Annotated in this window: 17 protein-coding genes; 5 read left to right on the top strand and 12 right to left on the bottom strand. The window is 54.7% G+C overall.

The window, feature by feature from the left end:
* The first annotated feature begins 24 nt into the window (after window positions 1-24).
* From surA to apaH, 5 genes are read left to right on the top strand one after another with little or no spacing between them, the layout of a single operon-like run.
* Window positions 25-1,317 (top strand): peptidylprolyl isomerase SurA, encoded by a 1,293-nt coding sequence (gene surA, locus WFN87_RS07955; protein ID WP_008461725.1) that lies wholly within the window; start codon window positions 25-27, stop codon window positions 1,315-1,317.
* The gene (gene pdxA / locus WFN87_RS07950) at window positions 1,310-2,299 is read left to right on the top strand and encodes a 4-hydroxythreonine-4-phosphate dehydrogenase PdxA (RefSeq protein ID WP_008461723.1); all 990 of its coding nucleotides are present in this window, start codon (window positions 1,310-1,312) and stop codon (window positions 2,297-2,299) included. The genes surA and pdxA overlap by 8 nt, the downstream gene beginning before the upstream one ends.
* A complete protein-coding gene (gene rsmA, locus WFN87_RS07945; protein WP_336982814.1) occupies window positions 2,296-3,120 on the top strand; it encodes a 16S rRNA (adenine(1518)-N(6)/adenine(1519)-N(6))-dimethyltransferase RsmA in 825 nt (274 codons plus the stop codon). The genes pdxA and rsmA overlap by 4 nt, the downstream gene beginning before the upstream one ends.
* Before the next feature lie 3 nt (window positions 3,121-3,123).
* The gene (apaG, locus tag WFN87_RS07940; RefSeq protein WP_008461718.1) at window positions 3,124-3,501 is read left to right on the top strand and encodes a Co2+/Mg2+ efflux protein ApaG; all 378 of its coding nucleotides are present in this window, start codon (window positions 3,124-3,126) and stop codon (window positions 3,499-3,501) included.
* 4 nt (window positions 3,502-3,505) lie between these two features.
* Entirely contained in the window at window positions 3,506-4,357 is an 852-nt protein-coding gene (gene apaH / locus WFN87_RS07935; protein WP_336982812.1) for a bis(5'-nucleosyl)-tetraphosphatase (symmetrical) ApaH, read from the top strand.
* A gap of 36 nt (window positions 4,358-4,393) precedes the next feature.
* On the opposite strand, the gene folA is transcribed toward apaH, so the two are convergent.
* The 12 genes from folA to ileS all read right to left on the bottom strand — a co-directional run bounded on the left by folA (window position 4,394) and on the right by ileS (window position 19,486).
* Window positions 4,394-4,873 (bottom strand): type 3 dihydrofolate reductase, encoded by a 480-nt coding sequence (gene folA / locus WFN87_RS07930; RefSeq protein WP_008461713.1) that lies wholly within the window; start codon window positions 4,871-4,873, stop codon window positions 4,394-4,396.
* Between the two features lie 205 nt (window positions 4,874-5,078).
* Window positions 5,079-6,941, bottom strand: a complete 1,863-nt coding sequence (gene kefC / locus WFN87_RS07925) for a glutathione-regulated potassium-efflux system protein KefC (protein WP_008461711.1) — start codon at window positions 6,939-6,941, stop codon at window positions 5,079-5,081.
* Window positions 6,934-7,464 (bottom strand): glutathione-regulated potassium-efflux system oxidoreductase KefF, encoded by a 531-nt coding sequence (kefF, locus tag WFN87_RS07920; protein ID WP_336982811.1) that lies wholly within the window; start codon window positions 7,462-7,464, stop codon window positions 6,934-6,936. The genes kefC and kefF overlap by 8 nt, the downstream gene beginning before the upstream one ends.
* Window positions 7,465-7,568: 104 nt before the next feature.
* Window positions 7,569-7,802, bottom strand: a complete 234-nt coding sequence (locus WFN87_RS07915; RefSeq protein WP_166993505.1) for a YgdI/YgdR family lipoprotein — start codon at window positions 7,800-7,802, stop codon at window positions 7,569-7,571.
* A 139-nt stretch (window positions 7,803-7,941) separates the two neighbouring features.
* Window positions 7,942-11,166, bottom strand: a complete 3,225-nt coding sequence (carB, locus tag WFN87_RS07910; protein ID WP_008461705.1) for a carbamoyl-phosphate synthase large subunit — start codon at window positions 11,164-11,166, stop codon at window positions 7,942-7,944.
* A gap of 18 nt (window positions 11,167-11,184) precedes the next feature.
* Window positions 11,185-12,333, bottom strand: coding sequence for a glutamine-hydrolyzing carbamoyl-phosphate synthase small subunit (gene carA / locus WFN87_RS07905; RefSeq protein ID WP_166993503.1), 1,149 nt, complete (start codon window positions 12,331-12,333; stop codon window positions 11,185-11,187).
* 458 nt (window positions 12,334-12,791) lie between these two features.
* Window positions 12,792-13,613 carry a 4-hydroxy-tetrahydrodipicolinate reductase gene (dapB, locus tag WFN87_RS07900; RefSeq protein WP_008461703.1) on the bottom strand — a complete coding sequence of 274 codons (822 nt, stop codon included), beginning with the start codon at window positions 13,611-13,613 and terminating at the stop codon, window positions 12,792-12,794.
* Between the two features lie 159 nt (window positions 13,614-13,772).
* On the bottom strand, window positions 13,773-14,690 hold the full coding sequence (gene rihC / locus WFN87_RS07895) for a ribonucleoside hydrolase RihC (protein ID WP_336818401.1): 918 nt from the start codon (window positions 14,688-14,690) through the stop codon (window positions 13,773-13,775).
* A gap of 71 nt (window positions 14,691-14,761) precedes the next feature.
* Window positions 14,762-15,712, bottom strand: coding sequence for a 4-hydroxy-3-methylbut-2-enyl diphosphate reductase (gene ispH / locus WFN87_RS07890; RefSeq protein WP_008461701.1), 951 nt, complete (start codon window positions 15,710-15,712; stop codon window positions 14,762-14,764).
* On the bottom strand, window positions 15,693-16,163 hold the full coding sequence (gene fkpB / locus WFN87_RS07885; protein ID WP_039300323.1) for an FKBP-type peptidyl-prolyl cis-trans isomerase: 471 nt from the start codon (window positions 16,161-16,163) through the stop codon (window positions 15,693-15,695). The genes ispH and fkpB overlap by 20 nt, the downstream gene beginning before the upstream one ends.
* 3 nt (window positions 16,164-16,166) lie before the next feature.
* Window positions 16,167-16,673, bottom strand: a complete 507-nt coding sequence (gene lspA, locus WFN87_RS07880) for a signal peptidase II (protein WP_039290186.1) — start codon at window positions 16,671-16,673, stop codon at window positions 16,167-16,169.
* Window positions 16,670-19,486: an isoleucine--tRNA ligase gene (ileS, locus tag WFN87_RS07875; protein WP_336982809.1), complete on the bottom strand. Its 2,817-nt coding sequence runs from the start codon at window positions 19,484-19,486 to the stop codon at window positions 16,670-16,672. Before ileS ends, lspA begins: the two co-directional genes overlap by 4 nt.
* Window positions 19,487-19,500: the final 14 nt, after the last annotated feature.

Raw genomic sequence — 19,500 nt, 5'->3', positions numbered from 1 at the left:
GCGGCTAAGTAAAATGGAAAAAGTATGAAGAACTGGAGAACGCTGCTTCTTGGTGTCGCACTTGTAGCGAACACAACTTTTGCAGCCCCGCAGGTTGTCGACAAAGTAGCTGCCGTAGTCAATAACGGCGTAGTCCTTGAAAGCGATGTTGACGGCTTAATGCAGTCCGTCAAAATGAACTCACGCGACGCGGGGCAACAGCTTCCTGACGACGCGACGCTTCGCCATCAAATCATTGAACGTCTGATCATGGATCAAATCATCCTGCAGATGGGCCAGAAGATGGGCGTGAAGATCACCGACGATGAACTCGATCAGGCCATCGCCAACATTGCAAAACAGAACAACATGACCATGGATCAGATGCGCAGCCGTCTGGCCTATGATGGCGTGAACTACAACACCTACCGCAGTCAGATCCGTAAAGAGATGACGATTTCGGAAGTGCGTAACAATGAAGTTCGTCGTCGCGTCTCAATCCTGCCGCAGGAAGTTGATGCCCTTGCACAACAGGTAGGCAATCAGAACGACAGCAGTACCGAACTGAACCTGAGCCACATCCTGATTGCGCTGCCAGAAAACCCAAGCTCTGCTCAGGTTGATGACGCAGAAAAACAGGCACGTAACGTTGTCGATCAGGCACGCAACGGGGCAGACTTCGGCAAGCTCGCGATCAGCTATTCTGCCGACCAGCAGGCGCTGAAAGGCGGCCAAATGGGTTGGGGTCGCATCCAGGAACTGCCTTCTATTTTTGCCCAGGCATTGAGCACGGCGAAGAAAGGCGACATTATCGGGCCTATTCGTTCAGGCGTTGGTTTCCACATCCTGAAAGTTAACGATATGCGCGGTCAGAACCAGAATATTTCTGTGACCGAAGTTCACGCCCGCCACATTCTGCTGAAAACGTCGCCTATCATGAACGATACTCAGGCGCGCCAGAAACTGGAGCAAATTGCCGCTGACATTAAGAGCGGGAAAACCACCTTTGCCGCAGCAGCGAAATCCTTCTCGGACGATCCAGGTTCAGCGAACCAGGGTGGCGATCTGGGCTGGGCGGCAACGGATATTTATGATCCTGCTTTCCGCGATGCACTGCAAAAGCTGAACAAAGGCCAGATGAGCGCCCCGGTGCACTCTTCCTTCGGCTGGCACCTGATCGAACTGCTGGACACGCGTAAAGTCGACAGAACCGATGCGGCGCAAAAAGACCGTGCCTACCGCATGCTGTTCAACCGCAAGTTCTCCGAAGAAGCGCAAACCTGGATGCAGGAACAGCGCGCCAGCGCTTACGTGAAAATCATAGGCAGCAATGGCTAACATCTTTCGTGTGACCATCACTCCCGGCGAACCCGCCGGGATTGGTCCCGACCTGGTCGTCGCGTTAGCGCAACGCGACTGGCCCGTTGAACTGGTCGTCTGCGCTTCTCCAGAATTGCTACTTGCCAGAGCCTCTCTGCTCGGTCTCCCCCTGACGCTCCAGCCTTTCGAGGCAAATCAACCGGCAAAACCACAGGCTGCAGGTACGTTAACCGTGCTGCCCGTTGAGCTACGTGCGCCGGTCATTCCAGGGCAACTGGATGTGCGTAACAGTGCTTACGTCGTCGAGACGCTCGCTCGGGCATGCGATGGCTGCCTGAACGGAGAATTCGCCGCGCTGATTACCGGGCCGGTACACAAAGGCATTATCAACGATGCCGGGATTCCGTTTATTGGTCACACCGAGTTCTTCGAAGAGCGCTCACACAGCGAAAAAGTGGTGATGATGCTGGCCACGGAAGAGCTGCGCGTTGCGCTGGCCACAACGCATCTGCCGCTGAAAGCAATTTCTGACGCCATTACGCCGGATTTACTACGCCAGATTGTCACCATCCTGTATCATGACCTGCAAACCAAATTTGGTATCCCGCAGCCGCATGTACTGGTTTGCGGTCTCAATCCACACGCCGGGGAAGGTGGCCATATGGGCACCGAAGAGATAGACACTATTATCCCGGTGTTAAATGAGATGCGCGCTCTGGGGATGCACCTTTCTGGCCCGTTACCGGCAGATACGCTATTCCAGCCTAAATACCTCGATAGTGCTGACGCCGTACTGGCGATGTATCACGATCAGGGTCTGCCCGTGTTGAAATATCAGGGCTTCGGCCGCGCGGTAAATATCACGTTGGGGTTACCTTTTATCCGTACATCGGTTGACCACGGCACGGCTCTTGAGCTGGCAGGCCAGGGGAAAGCCGATGTCGGCAGTTTTATTACGGCGCTTAATCTCGCCATTAAAATGATTGTAAATAGTCAATGAATACTCGAGTCCACCAGGGCCACCTTGCCCGCAAACGTTTTGGACAAAACTTCCTTAATGACCAGTTCGTTATCGACAGTATTGTCTCCGCAATTAACCCACAGCCAGGCCAGGCAATGGTCGAAATTGGTCCAGGCCTTGGTGCACTGACTGAGCCTGTGGGTGAACGCCTGGATAAAATGACCGTTATCGAACTGGACCGCGATCTTGCCGCACGTTTGCAAACGCACCCGTTCCTGGCCCCCAAGCTGACAATTTATCAGCAGGATGCCATGACCATGGATTTCGGCGATCTTTCGCAGAAAATCGGCCAGCCGTTGCGCGTCTTCGGTAACCTGCCGTATAACATCTCTACGCCGCTGATGTTCCATCTCTTTAGCTATACTGATGCCATTGCAGACATGCACTTCATGCTGCAAAAAGAGGTGGTTAACCGCTTAGTCGCCGGGCCAAACAGTAAAGCCTATGGCCGCCTGTCGGTGATGGCGCAGTACTACTGTAACGTTATTCCTGTGCTTGAAGTCCCGCCAACGGCGTTTACGCCTGCGCCAAAAGTGGACTCTGCCGTTGTGCGTCTGGTACCACACGCGACTTTACCGCACCCGGTGAAAGATCTGCGCGTGCTGAGCCGTATCACCACGGAAGCCTTTAACAAGCGTCGTAAAACTATCCGTAACAGCCTTGGTCATCTGTTCAGTGCCGACGTGCTGGCGGAGCTGGGCGTCGATGCGACGCTGCGTGCGGAAAACATTTCCGTTGAGCAGTACTGTAAGCTTGCAAACTATCTGGCTGACAACCCACAACAGCCGTCGGAGAGCTAAACTATGCTTGATTCGCCCCGCGTATGCGTGCAGGTACAAAGCTTTTATATTGAGTCGCAGTCCTCGCCTGAGGATGAGCGTTTCGTATTTGCGTACACAGTCACTATTCGCAATCTGGGGCGAACAGCAGTTCAGCTACTTGGCCGTTACTGGCTAATTACCAACGGCAACGGCCGCGAAACCGAGGTTCAGGGCGAAGGTGTCGTCGGCGAACAGCCGCATATTGAACCGGGCAACGACTACCAGTACACCAGCGGAGCGGTTATCGAAACGCCGCTCGGCACCATGCAGGGCCATTATGAAATGGTCGATGCGCAGGGAGAGGCCTTCAGGGTCGAGATCCCCGTTTTCCGTCTGGCCATTCCAACTTTTATTCACTGATACCATGTCTACATATCTGATTGGCGATGTTCACGGCTGCTACGATGAACTGATCGCGTTGCTGCAGCAGGTTAATTTCAACCCTGAAGAAGATACGCTGTGGCTGACGGGCGATCTGGTGGCTCGTGGGCCAGCTTCTCTGGAGGTGCTGCGCTATGTTCGCAGTCTCGGTGACAGCGTACGAGTGGTACTCGGTAACCATGACCTGCATCTTTTAGCCGTCTTTGCGGGCATCAGCCGCAACAAACCTAAAGACCGCGTTACGCCACTGCTGGAAGCGCCTGATGCCGACGAGCTTCTCAATTGGCTTCGTCGTCAGCCGCTCATTCAGGTGGATGAAGAGAAAAAGCTTGTTATGTCTCATGCGGGGATCACGCCTCAGTGGGATATCAATACCGCGCTGGCCTGCGCGCGTGATGTCGAAGCCGTTCTCTCCAGCGACAGCTACCCGCTTTTCCTGGATGCAATGTATGGCGATATGCCCAACAACTGGTCCAGCGATCTCTCCGGGCTGGCACGCCTGCGTTTCATCACTAACTCGCTCACCCGCATGCGCTATTGCTTCCCTAACGGCCAGTTGGATATGTACTGCAAAGACACGCCGGAAAAAGCGCCTTCGCCGCTGAAGCCCTGGTTTGCGATTCCTGGCCCCGTTACCGCCGAATATTCTGTGGCTTTTGGTCACTGGGCATCGCTGGAAGGGAAAGGCACGCCGGAAGGGATCTATGCGCTGGATACGGGTTGCTGCTGGGGGGGAGAACTAACCTGCCTGCGCTGGGAAGATAAAGCCTGGTTCGTACAGCCTTCAAATCGTCTGCAGGATAGCGGCGAAGATCAAACCGCTGCCGCCTCTTAGAAGTTACCCCTCTCTCTGTCGAGAGAGGGGTAAAACTTAACGACGCTCCAGAATTTCGAAGCAATAACCGTGGGAGTTATTCTCGTCGGCATCGTGGAATTCACTGAAGGTTGACTGCCACTCATCCGGATCGTAATCCGGGAAATGCGTGTCCCCTTCCACTTCCGCATCAATATGGGTCAGGTAAAGACGCTGCGCCTTGGGCAGGAACTGCTCGTATACGCGTCCCCCGCCAATCACCATGATTTCTTCGGCATCACCGCAGGCTTTAATAGCCTCTTCCACCGATTTCACCCACTCAACGCGATCGTCATTTCCGGCCTGGCTGCTAATAACGATGTTTTTACGTCCCGGCAGCGGGCGGCCAATAGACTCCCAGGTCAGGCGCCCCATAACAACAGGTTTATTGAGCGTATTGCGCTTGAACCAGGCCAGGTCGGCAGGCAAATCCCATGGCATGGCGTTTTCCATGCCGATAACGCGATCCACCGCCAAAGCAGCAATCAGACTGATCATTTATATAACCTAAGGATGATGAAAAAAATTGCCGCCACTATACGGAAAGCGCAATCTTTCGTCGACAGCAGGCGATGGGCGTAACGAGAATTTTTTTTATTCTGCTGCGGCCATCGCGCCCTGATTTTCAACTGCGGGATATGGAACAAGGGGTTAGCGTTAACCCCCGCTCACTATAAGGAAAAGTAAATATTTTTCAGCAAGTTCACTCTGCTGGCCTGACCGGGGGTTCATCGGAAAGTTTACCGCTGTGAAGACCCTCTTTTGTTCCCTGCCAGCCATCACGTTGGATAACGTGCAGGTGCGCACGATCCTCGTTAATAACCTCTGTCAGCATCGCGCTGTTGCGCTTAAAGACATCCGCGCGCTCGGCGGTCTTATCATCAGTCGGCACCATTTCTTCAAGCATTTGCAGGTTAAAACGGCGGAAGTGGTCGGCCCGCTCGCGCGCTTCGTATTTGCCGACGCCCAATCCCTCCAGCGCACGACGGCCAATCTTCAGCGAGCTTTCGAACGTTTCACGTTCCGGCATCTCGACTCCCGCCTGGCGCAGGCGGATGTAGTGATTAATATCGCGCGCGCGGGCAAGGATCTGCAGATGCGGGAAGTGCTCCTTCGCCAGTTCAGTGAGCTGCATGCTGGCTTCAGGATCGTCAATGGCGTTAATCAGCACTTCAGCGCCTGCGGCCCCGGCTGACTCAAGCAGGTCAACGCGGGTGGCGTCCCCATAAAAGACCTTGGTGCCAAATTTTCGCAGCGTCTCTATATGGTCAGGATCGTGATCCAGAATAACCACGTTCACTCCGCTGCTCAGTAACAGACGACCGGCAATCTGCCCAAAGCGTCCGAAGCCCGCGATGATAACCCGGGGCTGCTCTTCATCAATTTCGTCGGCCTCTCCGGCCTGCTCGCTGCCCGTTTTCTCGAGCCTGTTCAGCAGCACCAGCAACAGAGGCGTGGCCGCCATGGATAGCGCCACGGCAAGCGTCAGCGACTTCGACCAGTCGTCGTCCAGCACCTGAGCCATATGAGCCGCGCCGAAGATAACAAAAGCAAATTCACTTCCCTGCCCCAGCAAAACGGCAAACCAGCGTCGCTGCTTACGCGGCACTTTTAAAGGCTTAGCGACCAGCCAGAGCACCAGCGTTTTGATGACCAGGAAACCGACCAGCAGGACGAGAATACGCAGCGGGTTGTCGAGCAAAGTCCCGAAGTCGATAGACATCCCAACCCCGATAAAGAACAGCCCCAGCAGCAGGCCCTTGAACGGCTCAATATCGCTTTCCAGCGCGTGACGATATTCGGAGCTGGCTAACAGCACCCCGGCAAGAAACGCCCCCATCGCCATCGAAAGCCCGGCCTCTTCAAGCAGCAGGCCAAAGCCAAACACCAGGAATAGCGCCACGGCGCTGAACACTTCACGTAACCCCGAGCGCGCCACAAATCGCAGCACTGGCCGGGTGACATAGCGCCCAAGCAGTACAACCAGAGCCAGCGCCGCCGCTACCTTAAGCGCGGAAATTAAAAACGTCGCAAAGGTCATCGTCCCGCCGCTGCTCGCCAGCAGCGGGATCATTGCCACCAGAGGGATCGCCGCGATATCCTGGAACAACAGTACGGCAAACGCGCCTCGCCCCATCGGCGTGACGGTCAGGTTGCGTTCGTTCATCGCCTGCATAGCAATCGCGGTGGATGAGAGCGCCAGCGTCAGGCCAATAAGCAAGGCGATCTTCCAGTTGAGCCCCATCACGATACAAAATGCGCCGAGCGCCAGCCCGCAGGCCGCCATTTGCAGAAAACCGCCGCCAAACACCGAGGCGCGAAGCGTCCATAGCCGCTGAGGATCAAGCTCAAGCCCGATAACAAAGAGCATCAGCACCACGCCAATTTCAGCAAAGTGCAGAATAGTTTCGGCGTCGGTAACCAGCCCCAGCCCCCATGGCCCAATAATGCAGCCGGCAATCAGGTAGCCCAGCACGGAACCTAATCCGAGCCGCACGGCGATAGGCACGATCAGCGCGGCAGAACCGAGGTAAATTAATGCCTGAATTAAGCTGTGGCTATCCACGATGAGCCTCCTGCCAGTCAATCAAGCGTTGCTTATAGTCATCCGCCTGGCGGGCAAGCGTCAATTCATCGCAAACAAAGGTGAAATGAATCGCGAAGGCCGGAAGCCACTGCATTCCGCAGTAGAGCGCCGTGGCCTGCAGAGGCTGGGCGAGAACGTCAAATCCAGGGTGATCGCCCAGTTCAAAATGTTTTTCGCTGCCGCCGGTTGTCACGGCCCACATCACCTCTTTGCCGTGCAGGGCATTCCCACCTTTGCCGTATGCCCAGCCGTGCGAAAGCACTTTGTCTATCCACAATTTCATCAGCGGCGGCACGCTGTACCACTGCATGGGATGCTGCCAGATAACCAAATCAGCGAGGCTTAACGCCTGCTGCTCAGCGGCAATGTCGATATTAAAGTCGGGATAAAGTTCATAGAGGGAGCGAACCTCTACCCCCGGAAGCGCTTTAGCTCGCTCGAGCATTTGCCGGTTGGCATGGGAATGCTGGGGATAGGGATGCGCATAGATTATAAGAATCATTGTTAAGCCTGTCTTCACTACTGCCTGTAATGACAGTGAGTTTAGTCAGTTAATCGACAGGCTAACAGTCAATATTGCTGAGCGTGTTGTTGGATATTTCTTAACTAGTTATCCAGCTCGCTCATCTCTTTCACCTGATCGCGGTTGATCTGCTCGGTTTTACCCGTTTCGGCATTTTTGTATGACACCAGGCCCGTGTCTTTGTCGACCTGCGGTTTGCCGTCGGTCACGATCGTTTTGCCATCACTGGTTTTAACTGCCTGATTGGACGAGCAGCCCGCCACGATCAGCAGCGCTGCGGCAGTGAAGAGGGAAGCAAGTAAAGTTCGTTTCTGCATGGTGTTCTCCCAGCGTGTTTAGTCATTTTCAGTTGTGTGCTGGTTAACTGTAGACTATCTCGCTGGGTATAAAATAAAACGGCCTCTTTTCAGAGGCCGTCGGCGTTATTTTCGGAACATTCTTTCAGGACAAGAAAGTTTAACCCTTAATTTGGGCATGCATTTCCTGCACCGAAATCACCTTCTCGGTAGCATCGGCATTCAGCGCCATCGCCGTGGCGAAACCACCGTTCAGCGTGGTGTCATAATGCACTTTGTACTGCAGTGCGCTGCGGCGAATCAGCTTGGAGTCTTCAATCGCCTGGCGGCCCGCGGTGGTGTTGATGATGTAGGTGTATTCGCCATTCTTGATACGGTCCTGAATGTGCGGACGCCCTTCATGCACCTTGTTCACCAGGCGTGGGTTAATACCCGCTTCGCCCAGCACAATCGCTGTACCGTGGGTCGCATCCAGCTCGAAGCCCTGTTTCAGCAGCTTCGCGGCCAGGTCAACTACGCGCTCTTTGTCACCTTCACGCACGGAGAGAAGCGCGCGGCCTGGCTTACGCATGGTTGACTGGCTGCCCAGCATCGCTTTAGAGAAAGCTTCTGCGAAAGTACGCCCCACGCCCATCACTTCCCCGGTAGAGCGCATTTCTGGCCCTAACAGCGGGTCAACGCCCGGGAATTTGTTGAACGGCAGCACCACTTCTTTCACCGAGTAATAAGGCGGGATGATTTCTTTGGTGACGCCCTGCTCAACCAGCGTTTTGCCTGCCATAACGCGAGCGGCAACTTTTGCCAGCGGCACGCCCGTCGCTTTAGAAACGAACGGCACGGTACGCGCGGCACGTGGGTTCACTTCAATCAGGTAAACTTCGTTGTCCTTCACAGCAAACTGCACGTTCATCAGGCCACGCACCTGGAGCTCAAAGGCCAGTTTCTGCACCTGCTGGCGCATCACATCCTGAATTTCCTGGCTCAAAGTGTAAGCCGGCAGAGAACATGCCGAGTCACCGGAGTGAACACCCGCCTGCTCGATGTGTTCCATGATGCCGCCAATCAGCACGGTTTCACCGTCGCAAATGGCATCCACGTCCACTTCGACCGCATCGTCAAGGAAGCGGTCAAGCAGCACCGGCGCGTCGTTGGAAACGCTAACCGCGGTCTGGAAGTAACGGCGAAGGTCTGCTTCGTCGTAGACGATTTCCATCGCGCGGCCGCCCAGCACATAGGAAGGGCGAACCACCAGCGGATAACCAATCTGGACGGCTTTCTCTACCGCCTGCTCGATAGCCGTTACGGTGGCGTTAGCAGGCTGTTTCAGCTTCAGGCGCTCAACGGCGTGCTGGAAACGCTCACGGTCTTCTGCACGGTCGATAGCATCCGGGCTGGTACCGATAACCGGCACACCAGCCGCTTCCAGCGCACGAGCCAGTTTCAGCGGAGTCTGGCCGCCGTACTGTACGATGACACCTTTTGGTTTCTCAACGCGGACAATTTCCAGCACGTCTTCAAAGGTGACAGGCTCAAAGTAGAGGCGGTCGGAGGTGTCGTAGTCGGTAGACACGGTTTCCGGGTTACAGTTAACCATAATGGTTTCGTAACCATCTTCACGCAGCGCCAGCGAGGCGTGTACGCAGCAATAGTCGAACTCGATGCCCTGACCGATACGGTTTGGTCCGCCGCCCAGCACCATGATTTTGTCACGGTCATGGTTCGGGTTCGCTTCACACTCTTCTTCATACGTGGAGTACATATAAGCGGTGTCGGTAGCGAATTCTGCCGCACAGGTGTCTACGCGTTTGTAGACAGGGTGCAGGTTATATTGCTCGCGCAGTTTGCGAATTTCAGCTTCACGCACGCCAGCCAGTTTAGCCAGGCGTGCATCCGCAAAACCTTTGCGCTTCAGCATACGCAGGAAGTCATGGTTCAGGCCGGTGATGCCCACTTCAGCCACCTGCTCTTCCAGACGCACCAGCTCTTCAATCTGCACCAGGAACCAGCGGTCGATGTTGGTCAGATTGAACACGCCATCTACGGACAGGCCCGCGCGGAATGCGTCAGCCACATACCAGATACGCTCTGCGCCAGCGTCTTTCAGCTCGCGGCGGATTTTGGTCAGCGCTTCCGGGTCATCCAGGCTGACTTTCGGGTCAAAGCCGGTAGCGCCCACTTCCAGGCCACGCAGCGCTTTCTGCAGTGATTCCTGCTGAGTACGACCGATAGCCATGACTTCACCCACGGATTTCATCTGGGTGGTCAGACGGTCATTTGCGCCAGCAAATTTCTCGAAGTTAAAGCGAGGAATTTTCGTCACAACATAGTCGATGGACGGTTCGAAGGATGCCGGAGTACGGCCACCTGTGATGTCGTTCATCAGCTCATCAAGGGTGTAACCGACTGCCAGCTTCGCGGCAACTTTAGCAATCGGGAAGCCCGTAGCTTTAGACGCCAGCGCTGAAGAACGGGACACACGCGGGTTCATCTCGATAATAATCAGGCGGCCCGTTTTTGGGTTCACGGAGAACTGAACGTTTGAGCCGCCGGTTTCCACGCCGATTTCACGCAGTACCGCCATCGAGGCGTTACGCATGATTTGGTATTCTTTATCGGTCAGCGTTTGCGCTGGTGCCACGGTGATGGAGTCCCCGGTATGAATCCCCATCGGGTCGAAGTTTTCGATAGAGCAGACGATGATGCAGTTGTCGTTCTTATCACGCACCACTTCCATCTCGTACTCTTTCCAGCCAATCAGCGACTCATCAATCAGCAGCTCTTTGGTTGGGGAAAGATCCAGGCCGCGCTCGCAAATCTCTTCAAACTCTTCGCGGTTATAGGCGATGCCGCCGCCGGTGCCGCCCATGGTAAAGGATGGACGAATGATGCACGGATAACCCACGTCTGCCGCAACCGCCAGCGCTTCTTCCATATTGTGCGCGATACCGGAACGAGCGGTGTCGAGACCGATTTTTTTCATCGCAATGTCGAAGCGACGACGGTCTTCAGCCTTGTCGATAGCATCGGCGGTAGCGCCGATCATGGTGACGCCGAACTCTTCCAGTACGCCCTGACGCTCAAGCTCCAGCGCGCAGTTCAGCGCGGTCTGGCCGCCCATGGTTGGCAGCACCGCATCCGGACGCTCTTTTTCGATGATTTTGCGTACCACTTCCCAGTGAATTGGCTCGATGTAGGTTGCATCCGCCATTTCCGGGTCGGTCATGATGGTGGCCGGGTTGGAGTTCACCAGAATAACGCGGTAACCCTCTTCACGCAGCGCTTTACAAGCCTGCGCGCCAGAGTAGTCAAACTCACAGGCCTGGCCGATAACAATCGGGCCCGCACCGAGGATCAGGATGCTTTTTATATCTGTACGTTTTGGCATGGTCTTCTCGGCTCCTGATTATTTAGCGGTAGAACGGTATTGCTTAATCAAATCGATAAAGTGGTCAAACAGCGGTGCAGCGTCGTGCGGCCCCGGGCTCGCCTCAGGGTGCCCCTGGAAGCTGAACGCGGCTTTATCGGTACGATGAATCCCCTGCAGGGTGCCATCGAACAGTGATTTGTGGGTTACGCGCAGGTTAGCAGGCAGCGTGGCCTCATCAACCGCGAAACCGTGGTTCTGCGCGGTGATCATCACGCAGTCTTTATCCAGGTCTTTTACCGGGTGGTTGCCGCCGTGGTGACCAAACTTCATTTTTACGGTGTTGGCACCGCTGGCCAGCGCCAACAGCTGGTGGCCAAGGCAGATGCCAAAGACAGGAATGTCTGTCTCCAGGAAGGATTTGATTGCGCTGATGGCGTAGTCACAAGGTGCCGGGTCGCCAGGGCCGTTAGAAAGGAAGATGCCATCCGGGTTCATCTTCAGCACCTCTTCCGCTGGCGTTTGAGCAGGCACCACCGTCAGGCGGCAGCCTCTGTCCACCAACATACGCAGAATGTTGCGTTTCGCGCCGTAGTCATAAGCCACTACGTGGAAAGGTAACTCTTCGGTTTTTGCCGCTTCTGGCAGGTCGCCTTCCAGCGTCCAGCTCCCCTGCTGCCAGGTGTAAGCTTCTTTCGTGGTGACTTCTTTAGCGAGATCCATGCCGTTCAGGCCAGGGAATGCTTTCGCTTTTTCCAGCGCCAGGGCCGCGTCTACGTTATCGCCCGCGATGATGCAGCCGTTCTGGGCACCTTTTTCACGCAGCAGGCGGGTCAGCTTACGGGTATCAATATCGGCAATCGCCACGATGTTATGGCGCTTAAGGTAAGAAGAAAGGTCTTCCTGACTTCTGAAGTTGCTGGCAATCAGCGGCAGGTCACGAATGACGAGGCCTTGCGCATGAACCTGGGAGGATTCTTCGTCGGCTTCATTGGTGCCGACATTACCGATATGAGGATAAGTAAGAGTGACGATCTGGCGGGAGTAGGAAGGATCAGTGAGGATTTCTTGATAACCGGTCAATGAGGTATTGAAAACGACTTCACCCACTGCCGTACCCGATGCCCCAATGGCCCGACCGTGGAATTGGGTTCCGTCTTCCAGAACCAACAGCGCTGACTTAATCAAAACGTCCTCCAGGGAATAAACATTCAATTTATTCGCATATTAATTCAAAACTAACGCCTGAATCAAATGCAAAAAGCGTCTGCCCTACGGATTTTTGGCAAACGGCGGCATTCTAGAGACAAGCCGGGTAAAAGTCTACCTCAAGACGAAGTTTTTATGTCTCTTTTGCCGCTCAGAGTAAAAATATCTGATTTGAAGGTCAAAATAGCCAACTAACCTGGGGAAAGTAATCGGTTGCTGACCATGAATACTGGGAAAGTGGAGAGAGAGCAGTGAAAAAGTGGACCAAGTGGTCAAAATTAACATTACAACAACACAAAAACATAGGGTAGCAACCAATTTAATGGATTACATAGATAAATTAATATCAAACATTTAAAAAAACAAAAGGGTGAAATTAATCACCCTAAAATCAATCAATTGAAAACAACAAACCACATTTATAAGGATGCGTTTAACTACAAATTATTGAGATCTAGCACATCTCGCATATCAAAAATACCGTTCTTCTTACCTTTAAGCCATGAAGCTGAACGAACTGCCCCATTAGCAAACGTCATACGGCTGGAAGCCTTGTGGGTAATCTCAACCCGCTCGCCAATATCTGCAAACATCGCGGTATGCTCCCCGACGATATCGCCCGCACGCACGGTGGCAAAACCGATAGTGCCAGGCACACGTTCACCGGTATGGCCTTCGCGGGAATAAACTGCACAATCTTTAAGATCTTTGTCCATCGCCTGAGCAATCGCTTCACCCATCGCCAACGCGGTGCCTGACGGGGCATCCACCTTGTAGCGGTGGTGCGCTTCGATGATTTCGATATCGGTGTAATCGCCCATGACTTTTGCCGCTTTCTCCAGCAGCTTCAGCATGACATTCACGCCCACGCTAAAGTTTGCCGCGAAAACAATCGGGATCTCACGCGCCGCATCGTTAATGGCCTGCTTGCCGGCCTCATCAAAACCCGTCGTGCCGATGACCATGCCTTTGCCATGCTTGAGGCAAAATGCCAGGTGAGCCAGCGTTCCCTCAGGGCGAGTAAAATCAATAAAAACGTCGAAATCGTTAGCGACCGCATCAAGGTTATCGCTTACCAGTACCCCTGTTTTTGCCACGCCGGCCAGCTCACCCGCATCGCTACCGACCAGGGAAGAACCCGGACGCTCAAGCGCCGCCCCAAGCTGAACGCCATCCAGCTGTAAAGCCGCCTGAATTAACTGGCGCCCCATACGGCCGCCCGCGCCCGCGATGGCTACGCGAATCTGTGCATCATGCATATCATTACTCTTTGGTTAAATAATTCGTAAAAACGTTATCAGGTTAACCAGCCCTCTAGCAGGCCGCCAGCCGAAAACACCCATAATTAGAATTTACTGTCATGGCCCGGCAGTTATCAATAACGCAGATAATTCCCCTGCTTTTAATGGGATAATTATTCACGGTGCCAACGCCAGAACTTCAGCAACCCACGCCTGAAAACCTGGGATATCAATATCCAGCGCAACCTGTGCATTGGCCGGACGTTCGAGACGATGTTCGAGATCCACCACTGTCGTTCCGCTGGTATAAGTACCGTGCGTTTCTACCGCAACAAAGCAGGGGAATGTCTGGAACAGCTCGGGCTTCACCAGCCACGCAATGGCGGTCAAATCATGCATTCGCAGCCCGGTATCCATGCTGCCGCTGCGGTAATGACTGAATAGCGCATGCAGCATCTTCCCGGTGCGATTTAAGGCTGGCAGCTGAGCCAGAAATTCAGGCGCAAGCATTGCACGATTTGTCACATCCAGCCCACACATGACGATATCCAGCCCGCTGTCAAAGACGCGTGCTGCCGCCTCGGGATCAATGGCCATATTAAATTCAGCCGTCGGCGTAAAGTTGCCCCGCCCCGCAGAGCCCCCCATCATGACCACGCGTTTAATACGCGTCTTACATTCAGGGTACTGCGTCAGCAGCATGGCAACGTTAGTCAGTGGACCAATGGTAACCAGAGTCACCGGCTCATCGCTGCTTTTCAGACAATCGTACATGGCCTGGAATGCGGGAATTGGCAGTTCACGACGAGATGTTTCGGTGAAGACATACCCTTCCATCCCCGACTCGCCGTGCACGTAAGCTGCATCCCGCAGCGGGCGCAGCAGCGGGACAGAAGCCCCTTTCGCCACGGGCGTCTCTTTCTGCCAAAACTCCAGCAGTTGAAGGGCATTACGCGTGGTTTTGTCCACCGAGACATTTCCAGCCACGGTGGTGATGAGTTTCAAATCTAGCTGGGGTGCAAATAAAGCCGCCGCAAGGGCAACCGCATCGTCGATACCGGGGTCAGTATCAAGAATAATCGGGGTTCTGGTCATGCTGTTCTCCATAAAAAATGCCAGCGGGCATACACCAGCTGGCATCTTCTCATAAACGGAAACCTGCGACGTTAATCCACTTCACGGATGTCCACGCGCAGTTCACGCGGCACTTCAAAGACGATATTCTCTTCGCGCCCTGTCAGCTCCTTAGCTTCGCTCCCGCCAAGTTCGCGCAGGCGAGCAATGACGTTTTGCACCAATACATCAGGCGCAGAGGCCCCGGCGGTAACACCGACGCAATTCACGTCTTTTAGCCAGGACTCCTGAATATCAGAAGCATCATCAATAAGCCAGGCGGCTTTCCCCATCCGCTGCGCCAGTTCGGCAAGACGGTTGGAGTTCGAGGAGTTTTTGGAGCCTACTACCAGCACAACATCAGCTTCCGTGGCCAGCGCCCGAACCGCTTCCTGACGGTTGGTCGTGGCATAACAAATGTCGTCTTTACGCGGGCCGATAATTTTCGGGAAGCGCTGACGCAGGGCGTCAATCACATCCGAGGTATCGTCGACGGAAAGCGTAGTTTGGGTCATAAACGACAGATTGCTTTCGTCTTTGACTTCAAGCGTCCAGACATCGTCCGGTGACTCCACCAGGTACATGCCCCCTTTCGGGTTGCTGTACTGGCCCATGGTGCCTTCCACTTCCGGGTGGCCAGCATGGCCAATCAGAATAGACTCTTCACCACGGCGGCTGGCACGAGCCACTTCCATATGCACTTTAGTCACTAACGGACAGGTGGCATCGAAAACTGTCAGCTCACGGCTCTTCGCTTCGTTACGCACCGCCTGAGAAACACCGTGCGCGGAGAAAATCAGGATAGCGCCGTCCGGCACTTCGCTAATTTGCTCGATAAAAATCGCTCCGCGCTCGCGCAGGCTGTCCACCACATAGCGGTTATGCACCACTTCATGACGAACGTAGATAGGCGCGCCGTATATCTGCAGCGCGTTTTCCACAATGCTGATAGCGCGGTCGACCCCAGCGCAAAAGCCTCTGGGATTAGCCAACAGGATCTGCATTCAACGCCTCCAGGACCGGATCAACTTCCAGCACTTCAATATCAAAATGGATAGTCTGCCCGGCCAGCGGATGGTTAAAGTCTACGGTGATAGAATCACCGTTAACTTCACGCACCACGCCCGGCATTTCGCTGCCATCCATTGCGGTAAAGAGCATGATAGCGCCCGGCTCCGGTTCGCCCGCTTCGACAAACTCACGGCGCGAGAAGTACTGGATCATATCCGGGCTTGGAATGCCAAAAGCTGCTTCTGGCGCCAGCGAGAACGCTTTTTTGTCGCCAGCTTTCAGGCCAACCAGTTGGTCTTCCAGGCCCGGCGACAATGTTTCATCCCCAAGGCGAAATAGCGCAGGCTTACCGTTAGCGCGGGTTGACTCCGCGGTGGAGCCATCCTCAAGCTTAAGCGTAAAGTGCACCAGCACCGCGCTGTTGGTTTGTACGGACTCAGCCATGGATTACCCTTTTTGCTTCGCGGGCTTGTCGGAGGAAACAAAGAATCCCTCCAGCACAATCAGCGCCGCACCGATACAAATTGCGGTATCGGCCAGATTGAAGGTGGCAAAATGCCAGTCGCCAACGTAGAAATCGATCATGTCGACGACAAAACCGTGCCACAGGCGATCGAACAGATTCCCGAGCGCACCGCCAATGATTAACGCATAGGCGATGTTATTCAGTTTCTGGCTGGCTTTAGCGCGATACATCATCCACACCAACGCTACACAGATACCGATAGCGATACCCGCGAAGAACCAGCGCTGCCAGCCGCCTTTGTCGGCCAGGAAGCTAAACGCTGCGCCATAGTTACGCGCATAGTGCAAATTCAGGGACGGGAACAGGGATACCGTATCCCCCAGCATGAAATGCTGGAGGATCAGATATTTACTGCCCAGGTCCACAATCAGCACTACCACCACCAGCCACAGCCAGCGCAATCCGGTAGAGAAAATGGGTTTCATCAAGCAAACTTACGTTGTTCGCCGTCACCGGCTACGTTGCTGACACAGCGGCCGCAGATTTCTGCGTGTTCCGCTACCTGACCGATATCGGTGGTGTAATGCCAGCAGCGCGGGCACTTCTCACCGTCGGCTTTACGCAGAGCTACTTTCAGCCCTTTGAGGATTTCGCTCTGCTGAGCGTCTTCACTCGCCTGCGCATAATCGGCAACCGCAGCCCCGGAGGTCAACAGGACAAATCGTAATTCGTCGCTCAGGCTGTTCAGCCTGGCCGCCAGCTCTGCGTCAGCGTACAGCGTCACTGCCGCTTCCAGAGAACCACCGATGCGCTTATCAGCACGAGCCTGCTCGATAACCTTGTTCACTTCACCACGAACGGTCAGCAGCGTGTCCCAGAACTCACCGTTCATCGCTTCGCTTTCCGCCAGGCCAAACAGACCTTCGTACCATTCACCGGTGAACACATACTTCTCGCGAGAACCTGGCAGGTAGCCCCAGATTTCATCGGCGGTGAAGGACATGATCGGCGCCATCCAGCGGACCAGCGCTTCAGCAATGTGGTACAGCGCGGTCTGGCAGCTGCGACGCGCCACGCTGTCCGCTTTCGCGGTGTACTGGCGGTCTTTGATGATGTCGAGGTAGAACGAGCCCATCTCCACGGAGCAGAAGCGCATCAGGCGCTGCACAACTTCGTGGAAATCGTAGTTTTCGTAAGAGGCGATGATATCCGCCTGAGCTTCTTGCGCACAGCCAACGGCCCAGCGATCCAGCACCACCATTTCTTCCGGTTTCACCATATCGGTTTCAGGATTGAAGCCGTTCAGGTTGGCCAGCAGGAAGCGGGCGGTGTTACGGATACGGCGGTAAGCGTCAGCGGAGCGTTTCAGGATCTCGTCGGAAACGGCCATTTCGCCAGTGTAATCGGTAGATGCCACCCACAGACGCAGAATGTCCGCGCCGAGTTTGTTCATCACGTCCTGTGGGCTAACGGTGTTGCCGATAGATTTGGACATCTTGCGGCCCTGACCATCCACGGTAAAGCCGTGGGTCAGTACCTGACGGTAAGGCGCTTTGCCTTTCATCGCCGTGGAAATCATCAGGGAGGACATGAACCAGCCGCGATGCTGATCCGAGCCTTCCAGGTACATATCCGCCGCGTGGCCGTGGAATTCTGGACGCACGTCAACAACGGAAGAGTGAGTAGATCCTGAATCGAACCAAACGTCCAGGGTATCCGGCACTTTAACGTAGTTGTCTGCGTCATCCCCCATGATGTCGCGCGGATCGAGATCCCACCACGCCTGGATGCCATCTTGCTCAACGCGCTTAGCGACTTCTTCCATCAGCTCGAGCGAACGTGGGTGCAGTTCTTCGGTATCTTTGTGCACGAACAGTGACATCGGCACGCCCCAGGTACGCTGACGCGAGATACACCAGTCAGGGCGATTTGCCACCATGGATTCGATACGCGCCTGGCCCCAGTCAGGGATCCACTGCACGCCTTTGATCTCTTTCAGGGACTGCGCGCGCAGGCCTTTCTGATCCATGCTGATAAACCACTGTGGCGTTGCACGGAAGATGATCGGCGTTTTGTGGCGCCAGCAGTGTGGGTAGCTGTGCAGCAGTTTTTCAACGTGCAGCAGAGCGCCTTTGTCACGCAGGATGTTAACGATCAGGTCATTCGCTTTGAACACCTGAACACCGTCCAGACCTTCATAGGTCCCTGGCAGATAGCTCCCGTCCGGGCCAACCGGGTTCGCGATTTCCAGGCCGTATTTCTGGCTGATGGTGTAGTCGTCCGGGCCGTGACCACCGGCGGTGTGAACCGCACCTGTACCCGCGTCCAGGGTAACGTGATCGCCCAGAATAGCCGGGACGTCAAAGCCCATGAACGGGTGCTTAAAGCGCAGCAGCTCAAGCTCAGCGCCTTTCACGGTACCGAGAACCTGGTAATCAGTTACGCCAGCACGCTTCAGCACGCTTTCCAGCAGGTCTTTCGCCACGATCAGCGCCTGGCCTTCAATCTGCACCAGCACGTAATCGAACTCGGCGCCCAGAGAGATAGCGCGGTTAGCTGGCAGCGTCCACGGCGTTGTGGTCCAGATAAGCAGAGAGACCGGGCCATTAACGGCAGAAGCACCAAACTTAGCTTTCACCGCATCGGCATCAACGGCATTGAACGTTACGTCAATGGACGGGGATGTTTTGTCGTAATACTCAACTTCGGCCTCCGCCAGCGCAGAACGGCAGTCCACGCACCAGTGAACAGGCTTAGCACCTTTGTGCAGGTGGCCATTGCCGATGATTTTGCCCAGCGCACGAATGATGTTGGCTTCAGTATTGAAGTCCATGGTCAGATAAGGACGCGACCAGTCGCCCAGCACGCCCAGACGGATGAAGTCTTCGCGCTGACCGTTAACCTGATTAGCGGCGTATTCGCGGCATTTTGCACGGAATTCTGCTGCGGTGAATTTCTCGCCCGGCTTGCCAAATTCCTGCTCAACCTTAAGCTCGATTGGCAGACCGTGACAGTCCCAGCCCGGCACGTACGGCGAGTCGAAGCCGGAAAGCCCTTTAGATTTGATAATAATATCTTTCAGAATCTTGTTAACTGAGTGACCAATGTGAATGCTACCGTTCGCATAAGGAGGGCCATCATGCAAAATAAAGGTTTTTTTGCCTTTTTTCGCATTACGGATGATGCCGTACAGATCGTCATCATTCCAGCGCGCCAGCATACCCGGTTCGCGCTTGGCTAAGTCGCCGCGCATCGGGAACCCTGTTTCAGGCAAATTTAGGGTAGATTTAAAGTCACTCATTAGATTCTCGGTTC

It is taken from the genome of Cedecea sp. AS113 (assembly GCF_037152415.1).
Classification (GTDB): Bacteria; Pseudomonadota; Gammaproteobacteria; order Enterobacterales; family Enterobacteriaceae; genus Cedecea.
This window is presented reverse-complemented; position numbering and strand designations above follow the sequence as displayed.